The organism is Arthrobacter sp. MDT1-48-3, assembly GCF_054511015.1.
Genome location: NZ_JBTNDL010000001.1, coordinates 22242 through 44464 on the forward strand (window position 1 = coordinate 22242; position 22223 = coordinate 44464).

At 70.1% G+C, this 22223-nt stretch carries 19 protein-coding genes; 7 read left to right on the forward strand and 12 right to left on the reverse strand.

Annotated features, from left to right (window positions below; all coding sequences use genetic code 11):
* Window positions 1-42 precede the first annotated feature (42 nt).
* From ACX80L_RS00115 to ACX80L_RS00125, 3 genes are all read right to left on the reverse strand, one after another.
* Window positions 43-348, reverse strand: a complete 306-nt coding sequence (locus ACX80L_RS00115) for an alpha/beta fold hydrolase (protein WP_459286921.1) — start codon at window positions 346-348, stop codon at window positions 43-45.
* A gap of 153 nt (window positions 349-501) precedes the next feature.
* Window positions 502-1509, reverse strand: coding sequence for a serine hydrolase domain-containing protein (locus ACX80L_RS00120; protein WP_459286923.1), 1008 nt, complete (start codon window positions 1507-1509; stop codon window positions 502-504).
* 175 nt (window positions 1510-1684) lie between these two features.
* Complete coding sequence (locus ACX80L_RS00125; RefSeq protein WP_459286925.1) at window positions 1685-3160, reverse strand: M28 family peptidase; 1476 nt, start codon at window positions 3158-3160, stop codon at window positions 1685-1687.
* A gap of 230 nt (window positions 3161-3390) precedes the next feature.
* Between ACX80L_RS00125 and ACX80L_RS00130 the strand changes: the two genes are divergently transcribed.
* Complete coding sequence (locus ACX80L_RS00130; RefSeq protein WP_459286926.1) at window positions 3391-4074, forward strand: DUF2306 domain-containing protein; 684 nt, start codon at window positions 3391-3393, stop codon at window positions 4072-4074.
* Window positions 4075-4093: 19 nt separating this feature from the next.
* Here ACX80L_RS00130 and ACX80L_RS00135 read toward each other — a convergent pair whose 3' ends face one another.
* Window positions 4094-4318 (reverse strand): hypothetical protein, encoded by a 225-nt coding sequence (locus ACX80L_RS00135; RefSeq protein ID WP_459286928.1) that lies wholly within the window; start codon window positions 4316-4318, stop codon window positions 4094-4096.
* A gap of 660 nt (window positions 4319-4978) precedes the next feature.
* On the opposite strand from ACX80L_RS00135, the gene ACX80L_RS00140 reads away from it, so the two are divergent.
* Complete coding sequence (locus tag ACX80L_RS00140) at window positions 4979-5353, forward strand: cupin domain-containing protein (protein WP_459267099.1); 375 nt, start codon at window positions 4979-4981, stop codon at window positions 5351-5353.
* A 52-nt stretch (window positions 5354-5405) separates the two neighbouring features.
* Here the strand turns inward: ACX80L_RS00140 and ACX80L_RS00145 are convergent, their stop codons facing one another.
* From ACX80L_RS00145 to galU, 4 genes are all read right to left on the reverse strand, one after another.
* Window positions 5406-6665: a phosphotransferase family protein gene (locus ACX80L_RS00145; protein WP_459286930.1), complete on the reverse strand. Its 1260-nt coding sequence runs from the start codon at window positions 6663-6665 to the stop codon at window positions 5406-5408.
* Between the two features lie 62 nt (window positions 6666-6727).
* On the reverse strand, window positions 6728-7543 hold the full coding sequence (locus ACX80L_RS00150; RefSeq protein ID WP_459286932.1) for a hypothetical protein: 816 nt from the start codon (window positions 7541-7543) through the stop codon (window positions 6728-6730).
* Window positions 7544-7791: 248 nt separating this feature from the next.
* Complete coding sequence (locus ACX80L_RS00155) at window positions 7792-8397, reverse strand: GNAT family N-acetyltransferase (RefSeq protein ID WP_459286934.1); 606 nt, start codon at window positions 8395-8397, stop codon at window positions 7792-7794.
* A gap of 30 nt (window positions 8398-8427) precedes the next feature.
* Window positions 8428-9330, reverse strand: a complete 903-nt coding sequence (galU, locus tag ACX80L_RS00160) for a UTP--glucose-1-phosphate uridylyltransferase GalU (RefSeq protein ID WP_133082533.1) — start codon at window positions 9328-9330, stop codon at window positions 8428-8430.
* A 57-nt stretch (window positions 9331-9387) separates the two neighbouring features.
* Here galU and ACX80L_RS00165 point away from each other — a divergent pair, with 57 nt between their 5' ends.
* The 3 genes from ACX80L_RS00165 (at window position 9388) to ACX80L_RS00175 (ending at window position 11235) form a co-directional block, all read left to right on the forward strand.
* Window positions 9388-10041: a 5-formyltetrahydrofolate cyclo-ligase gene (locus ACX80L_RS00165; protein ID WP_459286936.1), complete on the forward strand. Its 654-nt coding sequence runs from the start codon at window positions 9388-9390 to the stop codon at window positions 10039-10041.
* An 81-nt stretch (window positions 10042-10122) separates the two neighbouring features.
* Window positions 10123-10446, forward strand: a complete 324-nt coding sequence (locus ACX80L_RS00170) for an FmdB family zinc ribbon protein (RefSeq protein ID WP_133082531.1) — start codon at window positions 10123-10125, stop codon at window positions 10444-10446.
* 120 nt (window positions 10447-10566) lie between these two features.
* Entirely contained in the window at window positions 10567-11235 is a 669-nt protein-coding gene (locus ACX80L_RS00175) for an RcpC/CpaB family pilus assembly protein (protein WP_459286938.1), read from the forward strand.
* Window positions 11236-11312: 77 nt separating this feature from the next.
* On the opposite strand, the gene ACX80L_RS00180 is transcribed toward ACX80L_RS00175, so the two are convergent.
* The 4 genes from ACX80L_RS00180 to ACX80L_RS00195 form a co-directional block, all read right to left on the reverse strand.
* Window positions 11313-15485: a DUF4011 domain-containing protein gene (locus tag ACX80L_RS00180; protein WP_459286940.1), complete on the reverse strand. Its 4173-nt coding sequence runs from the start codon at window positions 15483-15485 to the stop codon at window positions 11313-11315.
* Between the two features lie 93 nt (window positions 15486-15578).
* A complete protein-coding gene (gene guaA, locus ACX80L_RS00185; RefSeq protein WP_133082529.1) occupies window positions 15579-17165 on the reverse strand; it encodes a glutamine-hydrolyzing GMP synthase in 1587 nt (528 codons plus the stop codon).
* 107 nt (window positions 17166-17272) lie between these two features.
* Window positions 17273-17761 (reverse strand): DUF3817 domain-containing protein, encoded by a 489-nt coding sequence (locus ACX80L_RS00190; RefSeq protein WP_208738951.1) that lies wholly within the window; start codon window positions 17759-17761, stop codon window positions 17273-17275.
* Window positions 17754-18626, reverse strand: coding sequence for an SURF1 family protein (locus tag ACX80L_RS00195; RefSeq protein ID WP_459286943.1), 873 nt, complete (start codon window positions 18624-18626; stop codon window positions 17754-17756). Before ACX80L_RS00195 ends, ACX80L_RS00190 begins: the two co-directional genes overlap by 8 nt.
* Before the next feature lie 131 nt (window positions 18627-18757).
* Here ACX80L_RS00195 and ACX80L_RS00200 point away from each other — a divergent pair, with 131 nt between their 5' ends.
* Both ACX80L_RS00200 and ACX80L_RS00205 read left to right on the forward strand, forming a co-directional pair.
* Window positions 18758-20479, forward strand: a complete 1722-nt coding sequence (locus ACX80L_RS00200; protein ID WP_459286945.1) for an ABC transporter transmembrane domain-containing protein — start codon at window positions 18758-18760, stop codon at window positions 20477-20479.
* Entirely contained in the window at window positions 20472-22217 is a 1746-nt protein-coding gene (locus ACX80L_RS00205; RefSeq protein WP_208738954.1) for an ABC transporter ATP-binding protein, read from the forward strand. The genes ACX80L_RS00200 and ACX80L_RS00205 overlap by 8 nt, the downstream gene beginning before the upstream one ends.
* Window positions 22218-22223 lie beyond the last annotated feature (6 nt).

Below are 22223 nucleotides of genomic sequence, written 5' to 3' on the forward strand. Positions count from 1 at the left end.
TGCCCCAGGCGGGGCGGGTCGGTCGGAGATCCCACCGGCGGATCAGCCGCCGCCATGCGCGGCCAGCCCGATGAACGCGCGGAGGGGGCGGGTGACGCCGGCAGGATCGTCGTCGACGAGGAAGTGCGCACCGGGGACGAACTGCACAGCCAGGTCGGGTGCGTCCTCGGGTGGGACGTCGAGAGCGTCGCGCGGTAGGAGTCCGTCCTCGGCGCCGACCAGCACGAGGGTCGGTGTGCGCAGGATGCGGCCGCGGTAGGTCCCGCGCAGGATCTTCAGGGCACCGGGAAGTATCACCTGCCGGTAGAGCGTCGACGACGCCCGCGCCCTGGCCGGGTCGCGCAGCACGGTGACGTAGGCCTCGACGTCGTCCGTCCCGCATCGGCTCGCGGTCGATCCCGATGCGCCGGTACGGCCGGTCGTCGAACGCGTCGTGCGTGCCCGCCTGGACTGACAGGTTCCACCGGAACGCGTTCTCCGGTCCGGACCCGGCGCTGCCGGTCAGGCCGGCCCGTCGTCGGCGACGAGGGGCGATGGCACCGATCCGGGAGTGGCGAATGCGGTGAGGAGCCGGAACCCCGACCTGTCGACGGACCCGTGACGCGCCGCGAGCACGACGACGCCGGTACCGGCGTCCCGGTCGAGTCCGATCCAGCTGCTGAACCCGCCGGTGCTGCCGTTGTGCCAGGTGATCCTGCGGCCGCGGTGCTCGAGCATGATCCACCCGGCCCCGATACCTACCCTGGGCGCGAATTCTGCAACCGGCTCGAGGGCCATCAGACCCCTGGCGGTCCCGTCGAGCACCGAACGGAGGAAGCCCCGCATCGTACTGATGGTCGCCCGGACGCCTCCGGCGGGCGCGATGGCCTCGCCGACCCATGGGGCCATCGGGCGGCCCAGCCGGTTGGACCCTCGCAGGTCCGAGGGCCCGAGGTCTTCGGCGCGGGTGGGAGTCGGGAACCCCGGGCCCAGGAGGTCCTGCAGAAGGGACCCGTAGCTACTGCCGGCTGCTTCCGCCACGGCGTGCCCGAGCAACTGGAACCCCAGGTTCGAGTACCTGGACCGAAGAGGGCCAAGGCGCAGGTTGCGCGTCTGGTCCAGCAGGTCGGTCAGTGAATCACCGTAGGGGTTGCGACCGCCGATCCAGTATCCGAGGGTCCGGCGAAGCGGCTGCATCCCCGGCGGCAACCCCGGAAGACCGGACCGGTGGATGGCCAAGGAGGCCAGGCTCACGGTGCCGACCTCGCCGTGGCCCTCGAGTGGGAGCAGCTCCCGCAGAACTGTCGACTGCGGAATGAGGCCGCGTTCTGTCACGTCCCGGTACAGCATGCCGGTGAGCACCTTCGAGATCGACCCGATCTCGAAGGTGGAGTGCTGGTCCGTACGGATCGTCGCGGTCATCTCACGCTGAGGGGTGACCACCGCCACTGCGCTCGCTCCTCCTGGTGACCCGAGAGTGCGGCCCAGAACGCGGACGAGATCGGAGTCACCGATCCATGCACTCTCCATGACGGACTTCCCTTCCTCGGGCACTGGGGACGACGACGGACAGGAAGCCCTCGGGCCTGCAGTCCGCCCCTTGCCCGGCGTCATCGAGCCTCTCACACGTCATCGATCCGGCAGGTACGGGGGAAGGCCCTGCACGGAGCGGAGTCCATGGCCTTCCCCCATACCCTGGCCTGGTCTAGCGCTTCGAGTGATTGCCCTTGAACGCGAAGTCACCCGTGGATTTCCCGCCACTGCCCTTTGCCGTTCCCTTGACAGCGGACGTCGTCATGGCGAAGGTGAGGGTCGAATGAGCTATCGCGTCAGCCATCTCCTCGAGGACCACCGGGTCGATGTTCGTGATGGTGTCGCACGCCGCGTGATAGCAGGGATCGTAGGGACGACCGGCGGTTCCGCCGAAGACGTCCGCTTCTTCCTGCGACTTGATCCCTTCCGCGCCCGTGAACAGGCCGCCGGCGGGGATCCCGTTCTCGATGAACCCGAAATAGTCGCTGCGCCCGTCGAACTCGGTGGGTGCCGTCGCCAGGCCCTGTGATGCGAAGTATGCGAGGAATACGTCTTCGACGGTGTCGGACCCGTTGGGGCCTTCAGCCCCGAACGCTCCGCCGTCGCCGTCATAGACGAACCGGACAGGGTTCGGTGAGGCGACCATGTCGAAGTTCAGGTTCACCGCATGATCCTTGATGTCCCTGGCCGACAGTTGGGAGACGTAGTAGTCGGACCCGATCAGCCCGTCCTCCTCACCGCTCCAGAAGGCGAAACGCGTGCGGTTGGTCGGCTCGATGCCCAGTTCCGCGATCTGGATGGCCGTCTCGAGGATGGCCGCGCTGCCACTGCCGTTGTCGTTGATGCCAGGACCCTCGGCCACGCTGTCCAGGTGGGCGCCCACGACGACCGTCCGGTCGGCACGGCCGGCCGTGTCGGCTATGACGTTGAAGGTCTCGACCGTCTCCTCGTGGGTCTCCAGGGCCACCCGCATCTCGAGCCCCTCGGTAGCAGCCAGTTGCTCGCCGATCGCGAAGGAGGTGCCCACGACGGGTATCGTCGAGCCTGCTTCGCCCAACGTGCCGTTCACGACACCGAAGCGGTCATCGGCAGGATTCACATCTCCCTGGTTGAAGATGATGACCGCCGAGGCCCCTTCAGCTGCCGCGTTGGCCGCCTTCAGTGCGAAGTCACACGTTCCACGCTGGATCAGGGCGATATTCCCGTCAGGAAAACCTGTGAAGTCACTGGCCTCGCAGCCACTGGTCGAGGCGCGGTCGCCGCTGAGATTCACATCGACCGCGGTCACCGGAGCTGTGACATCGCCTTCAGCGCTGGAGGCCATGTCGACATACTCATCGGCGTAGGTGTAGGTCGTCGGCGTGGGAGCGGTCTGCGCCAGTACTGCAAGATCCACGACGAACTTCGGGTACGTGAAGTACTGCCGGTCCGTCTCGTATCCGGCGGCCTGCAGCTGTCCTTCGATGTACTCAGCCGAAGCAACGTGCCCGGAGGTGCCCGCGGCGCGGTTGCCGTCATTGGCGTCCGCTATCGCCTGCAGCTCCTGGAGATGGCTGATGATGTTCTCGGCCGACACGGCGTCCCGAAGTAGCGCGGTGTCGGTGTCATTGGCAGCATGGACGGGCGGGGCCGATCCTATGATCAGCAAAACGGCTACCGACAGTGCGGATGACGAGGCGGTACGGGTTCTGCGCTTGGTTATCACGAGTTTCCCTTTCCTGAGAAGGGCCGGCGCCGTCGTCGGCCCGAGCATCACCGTACGCCCGTTCCGGAGGGCTCGATAGGGTCGGAGGCGGGCTTGGTGTCCCTGGTCCACGGGCGCCCTGTGCGCCGTGCCGAGCATTGACCGCCCAGCCACCGTGTGCAAAACTCCCGGTCGTGACGGAGAAGGCAGCGATCGCGCACCCGGGGCTCGTACGTGGCGCCGCCGTCGCGATCGGCGCACTGACCACCATCGTGCTGGTCTTCACGGCACTCCGGGTGATGATCGACGGGCCCGACATCCTCGCGGGCACCGTACCCGGCGACGACTTCGCCGAACGATACGTCGCCCACCCGTGGTTGGCCTATCTCCATATAGCGCCGGGCGTCGTGTACCTCGTAGGAGCGCCACTGCAACTCTCGCGCCGGTTCCGCACCCGGCACTACGACGCGCACCGGCGCCTCGGGCGCGTCCTGCTCACCTGCGCGCTCGTCGCCGGGCTGTTCGCGCTGCTCTTCGGCGTGCCCCACGCCTGGGGAGGGGCACCCGAGGCCGCCGCGACGGTCGTGTTCGGCTGCTGGTTCCTGGCCTGCCTCGTACTCGCGTTCCGGGCGATCCGGCGGGATGACGTACGGCACCACCGGCGCTGGATGATCCGCGCATTCGCCGTCGGCATCGGCGTCGGAACCATCAGGATCTGGGTGGGGGTCTTCGAGGCTGTGGAGCAGGTGATGTCCGGCGGGACGACGCCGGCCACCCCGGACACGACGCTGTTCGGTGTCGCGTTCTGGCTCGCATTCACGATGCACGTAGCCGTCGGCGAATGGTGGTTACGGCGCACGCCCGCCCTGACAGGGTGAGACGACCAACGAGCCGCCGTCACAGCGCCCTTGGACCGCAGCCGCGAGGCTGATCGAGGGCTGCTTTTCCGATGCTGGTCTTGATGTCACGGGCGGTGGCGAGCATCTCGCTGGTGGTGATGCCGTGATCCGCACCCCAATAGGCCCGAAGGCCCTTGTCGAGCTCCAGCGCTATGGCCTTGGCGTCCAATGCGCCGGCAGCGGGCAGGACGTCGCGGACGGCGTACACCAGCGCTCCGGCCATGGTATGTCGTCCCTCGGCCCCGACTGTGCCGGCCCTGCGGGACCGTCCTGCTCGAAGGACGGTGGTGCCCGGCTGATCCGGTTCAGGGGCAAGAGGATTCACGATGAACTCCACGATCGCCGCTTCATGGCCTTCTGCTAAGCCGCGGTCCAAGGAGCCTAGTTCGAACCACCACAGAATAAAACAAGCACGGTTGGTATCACCGGCGCGTGGTCACGGGGTCGAGGGTGACGACACGAGGATCGCATCCCAGCAGAGAGTCCGCCCGAAGCGACCTCACCTTCGGCGTACCCCGGGGATGCCCGGAACGACTCGTGGAGACGTACCGGTGGCGGCACCCCCGCGGGTACACCTGAGTTGCCCTCTGTTAAACAACCTAAGTAAATCCTACGCCCGATCGTTCCCTCGTGCGTGGCGTGCCGTCCACGGTCCTTGGCGGCCCTACCCGCCGGTACAGGATCACATGTCCTCGGGATGCGGTGGGGCCTCCCGAGGGAGTCGGCGCACGGCATTGACAACCGCTACGCCCGGGAGCAGGCTGTTAGCCTCGCTCGCACGCGTTCGACCCAGCCCCGGCCCGGCCCCGCCGAACCCTCATACCGGAGCGCCTGGTCTCTCCTCCGGACACATGGTCAGAACCCACCCATCGAGGAGGACACGATGTCCGCAATCACTGTCAATGCCCTTGCATCCAGATCGTTCGACGATCCCGATGAGAAGCGCCGTCCACCCAGGACCAAGGTCGACGTGGTCAGCCTCGGCAACACCACGATCGGCCGGTTCACCTTCGAACCCGGCTGGCGATGGTCCGAGACCGTCAAGACCGTGGTGCATACCGAGAGTTGCCAGAACGACCACGTGGGGATCTGTACCGCCGGCACGCTCGAGGTGGAGATGGAGGACGGCACCCGCGCCACCATCCACGCCGGCGACGCCTATTCGATCCCCGCCGGTCACGATGCCTGGGTCGGGAACGACGAGACGTTCGTGGGTTACGAGGTCATGAGCGCAGCCGTGTATGCCAAATCTGCCTGATTCAGCGGTGGACGCCTCCTGACGAACGGGATCCGATCAGGGCGACGCCGGGCTACCGCCCCGCGCCGAGAATCCTCGCTTCCACGAGGAACTGCTCGGCCACGTCCAGCCGTGAGAGCGCCTCGATGACGCCGCCCTCGCTCACCGCCTGGCGTCGCGCTCCTGCGATGAGCGTCAGGCTCACCGCTGCGGCGCGGCTCCGGAGGGCGGCGGGGTCCACGTGCTGGTCGAACGCCTGCAGGAATCGCAGCAGGGCCTGGGGGACGTGCTCGTAGCCGGCATGCAGCCCGGGCAGGACCGCGATGTGGCCGAGGAAGCATGCGAGGTCGTCCACGAGGTGTCCGGGGCCGAGCGCATCGACGTCGAGGAGTCCCGATACGGCTCCGTCCGTCATCAGCAGATTGCCCTCGTAGAAGTCACCGTGCGTGGGCACCAGCGGTCCGGCGTCGGTCGAACGCACCGCATGGTCGATGCCTTTGGCGATGCGGCGGATACGATCCGCCTCCGAGGGCAATGCCGCGACCGCTCCCTCGGCGTAGTCCCGGACCCGCGCCGCCCATGGGGGTCGCTCCGGCAAGGAGAGGACGGCCGCGGGCAGAGCTGTGAGCACCCGCACCAGCGCGTGGGGATCGACGTCCGCCGCTCCGGTCCGCATGAGGAGCTCCGCGAGTGGCGTACCCGGCGCCGGGTGCATCGCGACGACGTCCTGCAGGGGATCCCCTGCGAGGACCGGCGCGGGCACCCCTGCGGCCCGCAGCATGCGGTGTCGTTCGGCAAGCGGCCCTGCCGTCCGGGCGCGGAGCACCTTCAGGTAGCGGCGGTCGCTCCCATTGACCGCGAGGACCACGGCGCGCCGGAGCGGACGGTAGCTCCTGAGGTCGAGCACCGTCGCATCGGCGGCGTGCCCGCGGCCGAAGGCGAACGGGGTGACGCGCACCGGGTCGAGGGCCAGAGGCAGTCCGGGCAGCTGCGGATCAGCGGGGTGCACCCAGACGGACAGTGCGCCGGCTCCCCTGCGGGAGAACGAGGAGACGCGGTTCCCGGGCTGCGGGATGGCGGACGAGGTGATGCAGGCGTGGGTCGGGACGGATGTCCCCGGCGCGCGACCGGACGGGCCGGACATACGGACCTCGATGGAGAAGACACCTGTCACCCCCGCTCCGGGGCGGTGGTGGACCGGGCCCGGTCGCCAGGAGAGGAGGTCCCAGCGCGCGGCGGCGAGCGTGGTCTGCAGGAGCTCTCCGGGCGCATCGGATGCAAGGAGAGCGATGGTCTCCTGCTCGCTGATGATGCGTACGTCCCTCGCCCTCATCCGGGACCTAGGTGCGTGCGGCCGTCATCGAGCGCGGCCCGGCTGCCCCCATGACGGAGGCGTCAGGCGCGGCGACGCTGGAGGACGTCGTCCAGATTGATGCGTCCCGTCATCGGAGCCGAGACGGCCGCTGCCTCGGCGTCCTCCGCTGCTTCGGCAACCCGGGCCGCGGCTTCGGAGGCCTTGATGGGGGTCTTCGTGGAGGGCTTCGGGGCCTCCGGAAGATCCAGGGGGGCGGGAGCCTGGCGTTCGGCCTTCGCAGCGTCCACGTAGGTAGGACGAGGCACCTCGACAGGCGCCCACGCCGTCGTACCGGCCGGCGGGAGAGCAGCGTCCACGGTGGTGGCCGACGCCGCTGCGCGGACATCCACGACGGACGAGCCGTGCGCCACGGCGAGTGCCGCGGTCCGCAGCTCCATGGCGGACAAGGGTCGCGCGGCACTCTCCTGGGCGTCGAACAGCGTGGTGGGGCGTCTGGGCGCGGCGGGTGCGGGCAGCACCACCGCGGAGCGTTCCGGGGCCATCTCGCGGACCGGCGCCATGGCGTGGGCGAACGCACGGTTGACGCGAGCCTGCCGGCCGCGGACGGCGAGGAGCCGCAGTGCGGCCACGGCGAGGGCCACCACTGCGACGCACGCGAGGGGAAGGAGTAAGGAGACGGCTCCGAACAGGGCGAGAGCGAAGGTGACCAGGGTGGCTACGAATGCGACGAGGCCCACGGCCGCGACGGCGATGCGACCCCGGTACGGCGTCACCGTCATCGTGCGGGGAGCCACCGAGCGGACCGGCGCACCATCGGCATCCGGCGTGGTCCGTGCCGGCGGCAGGGCGTCGTCCCCTGTGGCGGCTGCATCGTCGTGCGGCGCGTTTCTTGTCATCATCTTCTCCACGGGGACGTCGGTCCTGGCTCTCGGCATTCGGGGTGTACTGCCGGCTGTGGCCGGCCTGGTCCTTCGCAGCACTATCGGCGCCACCCAGAGCAGCCACACGCCGACGACTGCGGCGAGCACCAACGAGCTGTCCAGTGAGAAGACCACACTTAGAACCGTAGAAGCAGTCGTACCACGACTCCGGCATTGCCGTCGGTGTGTCGGAGCCGAATATGCTCCTTCCGGAATTGGATTCGTCAGCCCTGACGGGGAGTCCCGCCCTCGAGCCACGGTGACAGCAGCCCGCGCGGAACCTCCTCCGCCGTCAGGGCGAAGCTCCTGTGGTCCGCCCACTGCCCCGCGATGTGGAGGTATCGCGGGCGGAGGCCCTCATCCCGGAAGTGCAGCTTCTCGACCACCCGCAGGCTGGCCCGGTTCTCCGGGCGGATGTTGATCTCCATCCGGTGCAGTCCGAGATCACCGAAGCAGTAGTCGGTCGCGAGGGCCACGGCCGTCGGCGCGATTCCCCGTCCGGCCCGCTCGGAATCGACCCAGTACCCGAGCGTGGCCGACATCGCCGAGCCCCAGGTGATCCCCGAGACCGTCAGTTGCCCCACGAGCCGGGCGTCGCGTGAACCGGGGCCCTGCTCGATGATCAGGAACGGCAGCGCCGAGCCGGCCCTGGCCTGGGACGTCACAGACCGCACCATCTGGTGATAGGTGGGCAGGAAACCGTTCGGATCAGGATTCGAGGCCTCCCAGGGCGCCAGCCACGGGGCGTTGCGGCGGCGCAGGGCCGTCCACGCCGCCTTGTCGCGGTGGCGGATGGGCCTCAGGACCAGGGATCCGGTCCTGAGGGTCACGGGCCAGCTGGCTGCCGACCACACGGCGTGCTAGTCCGAGAGCTCTTTGCTGAAGTCCTTGATCCAGGCACGGAGGTCCGGACCGAGGTCTTCGCGCTCCGACGCCAGGGTCACGACGGCCTTCAGGTAGCTCAGCTTGTCGCCGGTGTCGTACCGGCGGCCGCGGAAGACGACGCCGTACACGCCGGAGCCTTCCCCGTCGGCTGCTGCGAGGGTCTGCAGTGCGTCGGTCAGCTGGATCTCGTCGCCCCGACCGGGCTTCGTGGTCTCCAGGACCTCGAAGACCCGCGGGTGGAGGACGTAGCGTCCGATCACGGCCAGGTTCGACGGCGCATCCTCGACGGACGGCTTCTCGACGAGCTGGTTCACGCGCACGTGGCTCTCGCCGTCGATCGCCGTGATGTCGGCGCAGCCGTAGGCGCTGATCTGCTCGGGGTCCACCTCGATGAGGGCGATCACGGAGCCGCCGGTCCGGGCCTGGACCTCGATCATGGTCTCGAGCAGGGAATCGCGTTCGTCGATCAGGTCGTCACCGAGCAGGACGGCGAACGGCTCGTTGTTGACGTGCAGCTTGGCGCGGAGGACGGCGTGCCCGAGGCCCTTCGGGTCGCCCTGGCGGAGGTAGTGGATGTCACCGAGCTCGGAGGGGCGGCGCACCGCTGCCAGCTTGTCGTGATCGCCCTTGGCCTCGAGCGTCTGCTCGATGAACGGCACGCGGTCGAAGTGGTCCTCGAGGGCCCTTTTGTTACGCCCGGTGATCATCAGGACGTCGGACAGTCCGGCGTCGACGGCCTCCTGGACGACGTACTGGATGGCCGGCTTGTCGACGACAGGAAGCATTTCCTTCGGCATGGCCTTGGTGGCTGGAAGGAAGCGGGTCCCCAGACCGGCCGCAGGAATAACGGCCTTCGTCACACGTGATTGCAGAGTCATGAGCACCACATTACATAAAAGGCACTGGATTCCTCGGGCGTTGCGCACAATGGTGGAATGACCGCTTCAGCTCGTGATACGGACAAGGCCGGCCTACGCGCATCCCTCCGCGCCTCCCGGGCGACCCTGCAGGCCTCGGACCGGGAGGACCAGTCGGACGGCCTGCGCCGGGTCGTGGTGCAGTACCTCTCCGACCGATACCGGCCCGCCGGGCGCCCCGACGCACCCCTGCCGACGGTCGCCGCGTACCTCGGCGTCGACCCGGAACCGGCCACGGAACGGCTCGTCGGAGAACTGCACCGCCTCGGTTTCGGCGTCGTCGTGCCCGTCTGCGAGCCCGCCCACCGCCTGTCCTGGGTCCGCTGGGTCCCCGGCGTCGCGCTGCAGCGGTCCGTCCGCGCTCCCGTCCAGGAGCCCGTCGGACCGAGGCTCGCATTCGACGACCTGCCGGACGTGGGCCTCATCCTGGTACCCGCCCTCGGCGTGGACCGGACGGGCAACCGGATCGGTCAGGGCGGGGGCTACTACGACCGGTTCCTGGCCGACCGTCCCCTCGACGGACCGGGGGCGGTCCCGCGGCTGGGCATGGTGTACCGGACCGAGGTCCTTCCCGCCGGCGCCGTCCCCTCCGAGCCCTACGACCAGCCTCTGGGTGGCGCCTTCACGCCCGACGGGCTGCTGCGCTTCGAGACCCGAGACCGCGCAGTGTAGACTGGCACTCGACCCCGGAGAGTGCCAAAGCAGTGTCGGTGAGCCATCCGGGGACCACGTTGTTCGTCCAGGAGGATTTCCATGCCCATGTACGCCTATGCCTGCAAGGACTGCGGCCACGCCTTCGACATCCAACAGTCGTTCTCCGACGACTCGCTCACGGTGTGCCCCGAGTGCGGCGGATCGCTGCGCAAGAAGTTCAACAGCGTGGGCGTCGTCTTCAAGGGCTCGGGCTTCTACCGCAACGACTCCCGGGACACGAAGACCAGCACGGACGCCGGCTCGAGCTCCGCTGCGAAGCCGACCTCCGACGCGTCGAGCTCGACGGCATCCAGCTCGTCCTCCACCGCGTCTCCGAGCACCGCGGGAGCAACCAGCAGCGGGGCTGCGGCAGCCGCGTCCTGAGCTGCCACCCGCGGCGCTCTCCCGGCACCGACCTGCCGCTCGGCACACCGCGGCCACCGATGATGTCCACATAGCGTCCGGCCGGGCCCGGTGACACGGCTTCCCGCCTAGGGTCCGTGCATGACGTCGACCCGCCCTGCAGGCGTTCCGCTCCGCTCCCGCCTCCGCAGGCTGGTGCACCGCCGTAAGCGGCTGCTCTGCTGCCTGCTCCTCAGTGCGGCAGCCGGCGTCGCGGTGGAGGCGGCCGTCGGCGACGACTATCGGACAAGGACTGTCGTCAGTGCCTCACGTGACCTGTCCATCGGGACGGTCCTGACCGAGGCGGACGTGGCCCTGACCACCCTCCCCGAGCAGGCGGTTCCGGGCGACACCTTCGATCGGCCCCTGCAGGTGATCGGCCAGCAGCTGGCCGCGCCCCTGTCCCAGGGCGCGCCGGTGCCCGCGACCGCCCTCGTGGGCGATGGGCTGCTGACCGGCACGACGCCCGGCACGGTCGCCGTCCCCCTCCGGCCCTCGGACCCCGCGACGGTCCAGCTGCTGGCTCCCGGGCAGCTCGTCGACGTCATCCTCAGTACCGGCAACGGCTATGATGTCGCAGCCGACTCGACGGTCCTGGCGCGCTCCGTCGCGGTCCTGTGGACCGCCCCCGCAGGCGGCGGCAGCACGTGGCCCGGCGCCGACGACGACGGCGGCCTCGTGGTCGTGGCAGCGCAGGCGGACGACGCCGCCGCCCTCGCCGGGTCCTCCAGCTCGGGCGATGTCCACCTCGTACTGACTTCGGCTCCGTGACCGGTCACGATGGCCGGGCTGTCGTCCCCTCTCCTGCACCCGGCCTGCGCACGTGCAGGGAGCGCCGATCCGACCCGTCAGCCCCAGTGCGGCGGACGCTGCTCCTTCAGCCACTCGTCGTGGTTGTCCTCGGTGTCGCCCCACGAACGCGGGTCGTCCTCGGCGGCTGTCGTCGGGACTGCCGGGGCCGCGTCGTCCCCCTCGCCGGGTTCCCGGCCCACGTTCGTCCCGCGGCCCGGGTGCTGCTCGTCCTTCCGCATCCTGGCGGCGTCCTTTCGCGTCCTCGGCTGGTCGGAGGTGTTCCGCGGGGGAAGCCCGATCAGGACCGCGGCCCGCTCGGCGCATCCGTCCGGGTCGGTGAAGACCTCGATGGTCCACAACGGCATGTACCGCCACCCCATCCGCTCGAGGACCTGGGGACGCAGCCTGCTCCGCTCCCGCACGGTCATCGCGCCGTACCGGCCGGTGCCGTCGGACTCGATGGCCAGCGGGGCGGGGCGCTCGTCCTGCACCGCGGCGGTGCTGCCGTCCGGGCGGAGATCCGCGGGCCGCACCGCGACGATGTCGAGGACACCGGCGTAGTGGTCCCGCACCTCGGCTCCCCGGTACCGCAACCGGTCCACGAGGTCCGCCACCAGGGGGTCCTCGTTGCCGCCCGAGGAAGCAGGGGCGCGCCCCGGACCACCACCGAGTTCACGCTGGAGCAGTTCGAAGAAATCGAGCGCTCCCGTGGTGAGCCGGTCCGGGTCCAGATCGGACGGTTCGAAGCAGGTCAGCACGTGCTGCAGGTGCCGCGCCCGGGTCATCGCCATGACGAAGTTCCGGCGACCGTCGGGCCCGGACAGCGGGCCGAACGAATGCAGGGTACGTCCGTGGGGGGTGCGGCCGTAGCCGAGGGAGAAGATGATGTCGTCGCGCACGAGCCCACCGGCACGCTCGACGGGGACCACCCGGAAGGACTCCCGTCCGGGGACGAAGAAGTCCGCGGCCCACGGAAATTCCGCCATCTGCAGGCGGATCGCCTCCCCCACCCGGGCAGCGTGCCGAGCGCTGGCCGTCACGACGGCCAGCGAGAAGCTCGGGCGGCGGCGGATGTGCTCGAAGACGAGTTCCACGACCCGGTTCACCTCGACGGCGACGCTCTCCACGCCGTCGTGCTCCGAACTCGGCATGCCCGTGCCGTTGGGCAGGTACTCGACCACGAGCCCGCGGCCCTCCCCCGTCACCTCCGAGGCCTGGGGCAGCCGCGACAGCTTGCCGCCGTAGAAGGATTCGCTGAGGTACGTGTCGAGGCCGCGATCCACCCCGCGGTAGATCTCGGTGAGCCCGCGCACGGGCAGCACCTCGCGGAGCGAGTCGAACGCGCTCGGGAGCGGCTCGAGGGTGGACGCGCGATCAGCGGACTGCACCTCGATGCTGAAGCGTGTGGGCCCCGCGAGGCGGTCGTCGCCGAAGACCACGACCTGCGCCGACCGCGCGATGCAGGGCACCGCGCTCTGCAGGGACATCGACTCGCCATCGAGGATGACGGCGGCATCGAAGGAGTAGCCGTCGGGCACCGCACCCCTGATCGTCAGCGGGCTGACCGCCCAGACGGGCAGGAGCGCCGCGACCAGGTCCTGGTGGAGGCCCGCGAAGACCTCGAGGGTCAGGGTGCCGTCCTTGAGCTCCTGCCGCAGGCGTCCGGCATCCTCCGGGTGAGCCTCCACGGCGGTGCGCCAGCGTTCGGCGAGGGTCCAGCGGATCCGGGCGGGCCCGGAGGCGATGTGGGCGTTGTCCGCGAGACGGTACTCGGCCTCCAGCCTGCGCAGGCTGTCGCCGTCGGACATCGCGAGGTAGTCGTCCCCGCTGATCATCGCTTCAAGGGCGGACTGCCACCAGGCGAGTTCCAGTTCCGAACCCACGCGTTCGGCGGGGATCTCCCGTGCGGCGAGGTCGGCGAGGAGATCGGCCAATCCCTGCTCGCGCATCTCGTCGAGCAGCAGGGTGCGCTCCGGCAGGGTCTCCAAAGTGTCCCTGTCACCGGCGAGGTCGCGGAGGAGCGCTTCGAGGCTGTCGAGGTCGAGCGCCGCGAGGTCGGGGCGACCCGAGGTCGTCCGCAGGATCGCGGTCAGCTCCGCCAGCCGCTCGTCGACCGCCCGGTAGGAGGAATGGATCTCCGCGAGTCCCGTCGGGACCTGCGGATGCCGTTCGGTCAGCGCGTATCGGGTCCAGAGCGTGCGCTGCTGCTGCACCTCGAGGAGCGAGGTGTGGAGGTCCGAGATGTGGACGCCGGGCCGGATGTACTCCTTGGCCACGCGCCGCAGGCGGGAGCGCGTCATCGAGCTCATCTCGATGTCGCGCTCCTTGCGCCACGACGACGGCGCCGTCGCGGAGATCAGGTCGGTCACCGGACGGTCGAAGATGTCGGGTGTGAACTTGTCGAGGCTCCCCCGGACGGCGACGAGGAGTTCGAGCTGTTCGCCCCATTCCCTGAAGGTTGCACCGAGTGTGATGTGCGAGTGTTCGGCGACGCGCTGCACCTTGCCGCGGAGGTCCCGGATCCCGGTGGCGAGCTGCTCGGCCAGGGCGTGGGCGTGCTCGGTCTCCTTGCGGTTCAGCAGCTGCGCCCCGTACCAGGGGCTCTCGGTCGACGCCTTGCTGAAACTGCCCAGCTCGGCGGCCCGCTGGAGGCGCTCCGTCAGTTCCTTGCGGTCGGCGATCGAGTCCAACACACTCCGCTTGAGCCGCACGGTGGTCGACGGCGCGGGATCGAGGGCCGTGAGTCCCGCGAGGGACTGCATGGCCTGGTAGGGCGAGCACCCCCACCGGCTGCGGATGTTGTGCAGACTCCGGACATGTTCCATCAGCTGGTGACGGTGGCCGGTCAGGGTGGCGTGGAGGGTCCCGAGCTCCGGCTCGGCGGCTTTCTCGTTGCGGACCAGCGCGCGGACGACGGCTTCGCGCAGCTGCGCAGGTCCGGTCTGGCTGCCCACCTGGAGCACGAGGGACCCGAGATCGAGGCCGTCGAGGTCCTGCACGAACTCGTTGAGGGTGCCACGGCGTTCCGCTGCGACGATCACCCGTCTGCCGGCGGCCGCCGACCGTGCCGCGACGTTCAGCGCGGTCTGGGTCTGGCCTGTTCCGGGAGGAGTGGCGACGGCGATGCTGACACCCGCCGTGACGAGGTCGAGCACATCCTGCTGGGCGCGGTCGGCGTCGAGGACCAGGAGTTCGTCGGCCGGCTCCCGCTCGTCGGCGGGAGGGAAGGAGAGTCCGTCCGCCGCGGCGGCGAGGGTCGGAGCAGTCTCCCCCTCGCCGGTGGCGGCGGCCAGCAGCGCGGCGAGGATCGGGTGGTCGCTGCGGAGGGCCGGGTCACCGGTGACACCTGCGAGGTCGGCGAACGTCGCGACCAGGATCCGGTGCTCGACGGACATCCCGCGGACGCCCTCGCTCAGCGCACGCATGCGCTCGAGGACGGGGTGGGGGTCGAAGCGGGCCGTGCCGTAGGCCAGTCGAGCGATACCGGCCGGATCCACCTGCAGGCCCTGGTGATGGCGCAGGTGGCGCACGAGCGCCGGGTTCATCCGGGCCTGCTCCGTGATCTGCAGCTCGTAGTCGTCCTGCGAGGGGTGGACCGTGAGGGACACCGCTGTGAGGAGCACGGGCGCGTTCAGGGTCTCGGAGCGACCCGAGTCGTCCACCGCGCGCCACGATGCGGTTCCCGCGGCCAGGTAGCCCACATCGATCCCCCGCTCGGTCCCCAGCTCGAAGATCTTCGCGCGCAGGGCGCGGGCGGCGGCCTTGGCCGCGCTGTACTGCACGGGGTCGCGCAGCAGGGTCGACAGCCGCGTGCGCCGCCCGGCGAGGAGCTGGGCCAGTCCGGACGGGTGGGCGTGCGTCAGATCGATGCTCGTGCCGGCCGAGGGCCGGAAGTGGAGCAGGGTGTCTCCGCTGGCCTGCGGGCCGAGCCCCTCGAGCCAGGGCACGAGGGACTCTTCGGCGGACGGCGTGCCAGCTGACGGCTCGTCGGGGGACGGGGTGCCGACGGACGGCTCCTCGGCGGACGGCGTGCCAGCGGACGGCTCGTCGGCGGACGGCGTGCCACCGGAGGGCGCCGGCTGCTGATCCTGCTGGACCTCCTGCTGATGGTCCTGCGGATCCTCCTGCGGCCTGCCGGCCGGCATCTCCGGCGCATCCTGCTGGTCCTGCTCCGGCACGACAGCCTTCTTCCCTGCATTATCACGTGCTGATCTCGACCAGATGGGCATGTCTTCCAAACTATCCGAAAAGCGCACGGACCCCGCGGATAGCAACGCGGCCCGGGCGGACCGGAGGTGGGTTGCCCCGCCTCCGGGATCCGCCTACTCCCATTCGATGGTTCCCGGCGGCTTGCTGGTCACATCGAGCACCACGCGGTTGACACCGTCCACCTCGTTGGTGATCCGGTTCGAGATCCGAGCCAGCAGATCGTACGGCAGCCGCGACCAGTCCGCCGTCATGGCGTCCTCGCTGGAGACCGGACGCAGGACGATCGGGTGCCCGTACGTGCGCCCGTCGCCCTGGACGCCAACGCTGCGCACGTCCGCGAGCAGGACCACGGGCATCTGCCACACCTCGTTGTCGAGCCCGGCCGCCGTGAGCTCGGCGCGGGCGATCGCATCGGCCTTGCGCAGGAGTTCGAGGCGTTCCTCCGTGACCTCTCCGACGATCCGGATACCGAGCCCGGGGCCGGGGAACGGCTGGCGTCCGACGATCTCCGCGGGCAGCCCGAGCTGGGCGCCCACCGCGCGCACCTCGTCCTTGAAGAGCGTCCGGAGCGGTTCGACGAGCTCGAACTGGAGGTCCTCGGGCAGGCCCCCGACGTTGTGGTGACTCTTGATGTTGGCGGCACCCTCGCCTCCGCCGGATTCGACGACGTCGGGATAGAGCGTCCCCTGGACGAGGAACCGGATGGGCTCGCCCTCGGCCTCGGCCTCGCGCATGATGGCACGCTCGGCCTCCTCGAACGCCCGGATGAACTCGCGGCCGATGATCTTGCGCTTGGTCTCGGGGTCGGAGACGCCGGCCAGCGCGTCGAGGAACCGCTTCTGCTCGTTCGCGACGTACAGCTTCACGCCGGTCGCGGCCACGAAGTCGCGCTCGACCTGCTCGGCCTCACCCTCGCGGAGAAGGCCGTGATCCACGAAGACGCAGGTGAGCTGATCGCCCACGGCCCGCTGAACGAGCGCAGCGGCGACGGCCGAGTCGACACCGCCGGAGAGCCCGCAGATGACGCGTGCGTCGCCGATCTGTTCGCGGATGCGCTCCACCTGCTCCTCGAGGATGTTGCGGGTGGTCCAGTTCGGGTCGAGCCGCGCGCCCCGGAAGAGGAAGTTCTCGATCACGGCCTGGCCGTGCTGCGAATGCTTCACCTCGGGGTGCCACTGCACGCCGTAGAGGCCCTTCTCCTCGTTCGCGAAGGCGGCGACCGGGGCGCCGGCCGTGCTGGCGAGGACGTCGAACCCCTCGGGGGCGGCCTGGACGCTGTCGCCGTGGCTCATCCAGGCGTTCTGCTGATCCGGTGTCCCGCTGAGGATGGAGCGTGACTCGCCATCCGACCGCACATCCGTGGACCCGTACTCCCGCAGGCCGGTCTTCGCGACGGTACCACCGAGCGCGGAGGCCATGGCCTGGAAGCCGTAGCAGATCCCCAGGACGGGCACGCCGGCCTCGAACAGGTCGCGCTCGACACGCGGGGCCCCCTCCGCATAGACGCTGGAGGGGCCGCCCGAGAGGATGATCGCCACGGGGTTCTTCGCGAGGATCTGCTCGGTGCTGAGCGTGTGCGGGACGATCTCGGAGTAGACATCGGCCTCGCGGACGCGGCGTGCGATCAACTGGGCGTACTGTGCGCCGTAGTCCACGACGAGGACAGGGCGGTGTTCAGAGCCGTTCTCGGGGGTAGTCACCCATCAACAATAGTCCGCGGGCACGGGCCTCGCACATCCTCGGGACGACGTCGGGAAGGAACCGATGGCGACCGTCGGACGGGCGACGGCAGTGCGGACGGAACGGCTCAGTAGCGGGAGGCGGCCTCGGGGTGCTCCCTGAGGTCCTGCTCCGCCTGGCGGTGGATCCGCTTCTCCACGAAGAACGAGAGCAGGGGGACCACGCCGCCGAGCGCGATCAGGACGAAACGGCTGAATGGCCACCGCAGGAACTGCCACAGCCGGAAGTCCGCGATGAGGTAGACCACGTAGAGCCAGCCGTGCACGATCAGCACCGCGGTGGACAGGTTGAATCCGCCGGCGGTCTCGGCGACGACCTCGGGCAGGAACTGGATGGCGGCGCCACCGCCGGCCACGATCTCTGACCCGTATCCGTACTTCGCGACCATCTCGACGACGACGAGCAGCAGCATGACGCCCGTGGCGTAGGCCAGCACCCTGTAGAACGCCAACGCCGAGCGGATCTGCGCGTGGGTTCCACCGAACCGCCTCTTCGGCGTGCCCTTGGAGCGTGGGCCTCCGGATCCGGCAGTCGGGTCGAGGGCAGGTTCAGTCACGGTGTGCACCGCTTTCGGGATCGGTTACGGGACGGGTGGAGGGGACGACGACGGGGCCGTCGGCATGGACGGCGTGCGCTTCGGCTGCCGCCTCCGCTGCGTCGGCTTCGTCCTCGAGGGTGCGGCGGTGATCGTCGGCCACGAGCCGCCACCAGAGGAAGAACGCGAATCCGGCGAAGACGACCCATTCGATGGCATAGAAGATGTTGAGCCAGTTGATGGGTGTCTCCTGCGGCTGCGGACCGACCAGGACGCGCTCCATGTCGGCCGCGAAGGGGATCCCGGCGCCGCCGACGGTGATGTCCGAGGCCACGACGAAGGCTGCGTAGGAGGACCGGTCCCAGAGGTTGGAGAGCTCCGCCGTGGCCAGCGTGGGGACCTGCCCCTCCACCGGCCGCTGGACCTCGGGCGCCTCGGGCGGCAGCAGGCGACCGACCACCCGGGCCGCGCCCTGCTGCTCCGCCACGGCCGCTCCGTCGTCCGCCGTGGGCACCCAGCCGAGGACGACGGGGATGACGGGGATCTCGCCGGGGGCCTGGTCCTCCGCCCCGTCGACGGCGAAGCCCTGGACGACCCACAGCCCTTCCTCGCCCTCGAGCAACCGGTCCTGGACGAGGATTCTGGTGCCAGGCAGGAACTCGCCGTCGAGCGAGACCATCTGGTCGGCGACGGTCGCGTAGAGGGGGCTCATGGGCTCAAGGACGTCGGTCAGGGGACGGATGTTCTCGGTGGTACTCGGCGCGGGCGGGGCTGTCTCTCGCGACGAGTTGAACTGCCACTGGCTGAGGAGCACGAAGACCGCGGCGATCGTCATCGCAAGGATCAGCATGAGGATCCAACGAGGCTTCAGGGCGGTCTTCAACACTCCTTAAAGGTACTTCGTGACTCTGTAGAACAACGAATGCCGCCGGTGCCGGATGCGCCCGTGGCACGGCCCGGGAAAGTGATTGGTGAATCCCTATCGCTTCGGTCCGATGCGGTCTAGGCTTGGTCCTCGTGCGTGCCTTTCCCTATCCCCTGACCGGCTCTCCGGACCTGCGCTCGCCCACGCGCTACCTGCTCTGGCTGGGCGGCTTCCAGAAGGCGACGCTCGCCGCCGGGATCCTGCTCGGTGCGGTCTGGATGGCGTCGCAGGCGGTCATGCCCTTCGTCCTCGGCCGGGCCATCGACGACGGCGTGATCGGCGGTGACTCCCGGGCGCTCCTCGGCTGGGCCGGGGCCCTGCTGGGCCTCATGGTCGTCCAGGCCGTCTCCGACACGGCGACGCACCGGGCCGGGGTCAGCAACTGGATGCAGGCCGCCTTCCGCTCCGTACGCCTCGTGGGGCACAAGATCAGCCGCACGGGCGATGCCCTGCCGACGGCCCTCTCGACGGGCGAGGTCGTGTCGACGGCGGCGTCGGACGCCTTCCGGCTCGGTGAGGTGTACGAGGTGCTGACGCGCCTCGCCGGTGCTGCGGCGGCGTGGCTCGTGGTGACGGTGCTCATCTGGCAGACCTCCCCCCTGCTCGGCCTCGTGGTGCTCCTCGGCGTGCCCGTGTGCTGCGGGCTGCTCCTCTTCGTCGTGCGTCCCATGCAGGCGCGGCAGCGCGAGCAGCGCGAGGCCTCGGGCAGGATGACAGCGGTGGGCGCCGACACGGTGGCAGGCCTGCGCGTCCTGCGCGGCATCGGCGGGGAACACATCTTCGTGGACCGGTACCGCGTGAAGTCCGCGGCCACCCGTGACTCCGGTATCCGCGTGGCCCGCTCCCTCGCCGATCTGGAAGCTTCTCAGGTGTTCATCGCGGGGACCTTCAGTGTCGTGTTCACCTGGGTCGGCGCCTCACTCGTCCTCGCGGGCGAGATCACGCCCGGCGAGCTCGTGGCGCTGTACGGCTTCTCCATCTTCCTCATGACGCCCATCCGCGCCGCCGCGGACTCGGTGGCCCGCTTCATCCGCGCGCACGTCGGTGCCCGGAAGATCATCGCCGTACTGTCCGTGGACGCGGATGTCGCCGGCAGCAGCACGCCGGTCCCGGCACCGCCGTCGGGCTCGGCCCTGGTGGACGAGCGGTCGGGAGTCGTCGTCGAACCCGGGCTCCTCACCGCCGTCGTGTCCCGGGAACCGGCGGAGTCGACCGCGGCCGTCACACGCCTCGGCCGGTTCGAGGACGCCGTGCTCGCCGAAGCGACCGTCCGGTGGGGTGCCGCCGATCTCCGGCACGTGCCGCTCGCCGACATCCGTGCCCGCATCGTGGTGAGCGAGGCGAGCCCCCAACTGTTCAGCGGGTCCCTGCGCCGGCAACTGGACCCGCACGGCAGGCACGACGACGGCGCGATCCTCGCGGCCCTCGAGGCCGCGAGCGCGCTGGACATCCTGGACGGGATCGACGGCGGCCTGGGGCACGAGGTCACCGAACGTGGGAGGGGCTTCTCCGGGGGCCAGCGGCAGCGCCTCGTCCTGGCGCGCGCCTACCTCACCGGAGCGGAGAACCTCGTGCTCGTGGAGCCGACGAGCGCCGTCGACGCCCATACCGAACAGCGCATCGCCGCGCGCCTGCCGGGAGCGCGGCGCCACGCCGGCCTGGCCACCGTCATCGTCACCGCGAGCCCTCTCATGCTCCGGGCCGTGGACCGGGTGCTGTTCCTCGAGGACGGCCGGGTCGCGGCCCGCGGCAGCCACCGCGACCTCATGGCCACCAGTCCCGCCTATCGAAATGTGGTGATCCGCAGTGAGTAGTACCGCGAAGCTTCCCGTCGCGGAGCCCAGGACCGTCCGGGACGAGGCCTCCCGGCTCATCCGGCACCACCGGCGGGGGCTCGGCGCGGTGATCGCCCTGTACGTCGGATCGGCCGTCGCCGGACTCGCCGGGCCGCTGCTGCTCGGCATCCTCATCGACGCCGTGTCGGCGGGCACGACGGCGGGCTTCGTCGCGTCGGTCTCGCTGGGGATGCTCGGTTTCCTCGCCGTGCAGTCGGTGCTGCGACGGTACGCCGTCCGGTCCGGCATGGTGTTCGGGGAGCGCGTCTTCGCGGAGCTGCGCGAGGACTTCCTGGAGGACGTCACCGCGCTCCCGCTCTCCACCGTGGAGAAGGCGGGCACCGGGGACCTCGTGGCCCGCACGACCAACGACATCGAGGCCGTGTCCCACACCGTCCGCTTCGGCGTGCCGCAGGTCGTGGTGTCGGTGGTGACGATCATCCTGACCCTCGGCGCCGCCGTCGTCACCTCGCCCGTCCTGTCCGTCGCCCTGCTGGTCGGCCTGCCGCTGCTGTGGCCCGTGACGCGCTGGTACCTCAGGCGCAGCGCCGCAGGCTACATGCGCGAACGCGAGACGTACGCCGTCGTCAACGGGACGATCACCGAGACCATCGAGGGCGCGCGCACCGTCGATGCCCTGAGCCTCGGCGGGCTGCGACGGGAGGACCTCGACGGCGCCCTGGGCACGAGCTACCGGGCGGAGCGCTACACGCTGTGGCTCCGCTCGGTCCTGTTCCCGGCGGCCGATATCGCCTTCTGGCTGCCCGCTGCCGCCGTCCTCCTCTGGGGAGGGTGGCTGGCGGGCCAGGGCGTCGTCACGCCGGGCGCCGTCGCGGCCGTGGCACTCTTCGCCGTGCGCCTGATCGACCCGGTGGACCTGCTCATCATGTGGACCGACGAGATCCAGGTCGGTGCGGCCTCCCTCGCGCGGATCGTCGGCATCAAGGACGTGGAACCGGACCGCCGGGCGACGACGGCGGAGCCGGCGAACGAGGACATCGTGCTGTCCGCGGCGAGCTACGCGTATCGGCCGGGGCACGATGTGCTGCACGGCGTGGACCTCACCCTGGTGCGCGGCGAGCGCCTGGCCGTCGTCGGCCCGTCCGGAGCGGGGAAGTCGACGCTCGGGCGCCTGATCGCCGGCATCCATCCGCCGTCGTCGGGATCGGTCACGGTGGGCGGTGTGCCCCTCGTCGACCGCCCGCTCGACGATCTCCGCCGCGAGGTGGCCCTGGTGACGCAGGAGCACCACGTCTTCGTGGGGTCGGTCTCCGACAACGTCCGCCTGGGCCGCGCGGATGCCGGCGACGGGGAGATCGAGGATGCGCTGCGCAGCGTGGGTGCGCTCGACTGGGTGCAGCAGTTGCCGGAGGGCATGCACACGGAGGTCGGTTCGGGCGCCCACGAGCTGACGCCCGCCCAGGCGCAGGAGCTGGCCCTGGCGCGGCTGATCCTCGCGGACCCGCACACCCTGGTCCTGGACGAGGCCACGTCGCTGATCGACCCGCAGGCGGCTCGCGACCTCGAGCGGTCCCTCAACGCGGTGCTCGAGGGGCGCACCGTCATCGCGATCGCGCACCGGCTCCACACGGCGCACGACGCCGACCGCGTCGCCGTCGTGGAGGAGGGCCGCATCGCGGAACTGGGCTCGCACGACGAGCTGCTGGCGCTCGGCGGCGCCTACGCCTCGCTCTGGAACTCCTGGCGGAGCGAGTAGGGGCGC

Excerpts from the sequence above, each read along its gene's own strand:
- ACX80L_RS00120 (WP_459286923.1), bottom strand. The coding sequence starts at position 1,509 with ATGGAGAGTGCATGGATCGGTGACTCCGATCTCGTCCGCGTTCTGGGC.
- ACX80L_RS00135 (WP_459286928.1), bottom strand. The coding sequence starts at position 4,318 with ATGGCCGGAGCGCTGGTGTACGCCGTCCGCGACGTCCTGCCCGCTGCC.
- ACX80L_RS00140 (WP_459267099.1), top strand. The coding sequence starts at position 4,979 with ATGTCCGCAATCACTGTCAATGCCCTTGCATCCAGATCGTTCGACGAT.
- ACX80L_RS00145 (WP_459286930.1), bottom strand. The coding sequence starts at position 6,665 with ATGAGGGCGAGGGACGTACGCATCATCAGCGAGCAGGAGACCATCGCT.
- ACX80L_RS00150 (WP_459286932.1), bottom strand. The coding sequence starts at position 7,543 with ATGACAAGAAACGCGCCGCACGACGATGCAGCCGCCACAGGGGACGAC.
- galU (WP_133082533.1), bottom strand. The coding sequence starts at position 9,330 with ATGACTCTGCAATCACGTGTGACGAAGGCCGTTATTCCTGCGGCCGGT.
- ACX80L_RS00165 (WP_459286936.1), top strand. The coding sequence starts at position 9,388 with ATGACCGCTTCAGCTCGTGATACGGACAAGGCCGGCCTACGCGCATCC.
- ACX80L_RS00170 (WP_133082531.1), top strand. The coding sequence starts at position 10,123 with ATGCCCATGTACGCCTATGCCTGCAAGGACTGCGGCCACGCCTTCGAC.
- ACX80L_RS00175 (WP_459286938.1), top strand. The coding sequence starts at position 10,567 with ATGACGTCGACCCGCCCTGCAGGCGTTCCGCTCCGCTCCCGCCTCCGC.
- ACX80L_RS00180 (WP_459286940.1), bottom strand. The coding sequence starts at position 15,485 with ATGCCCATCTGGTCGAGATCAGCACGTGATAATGCAGGGAAGAAGGCT.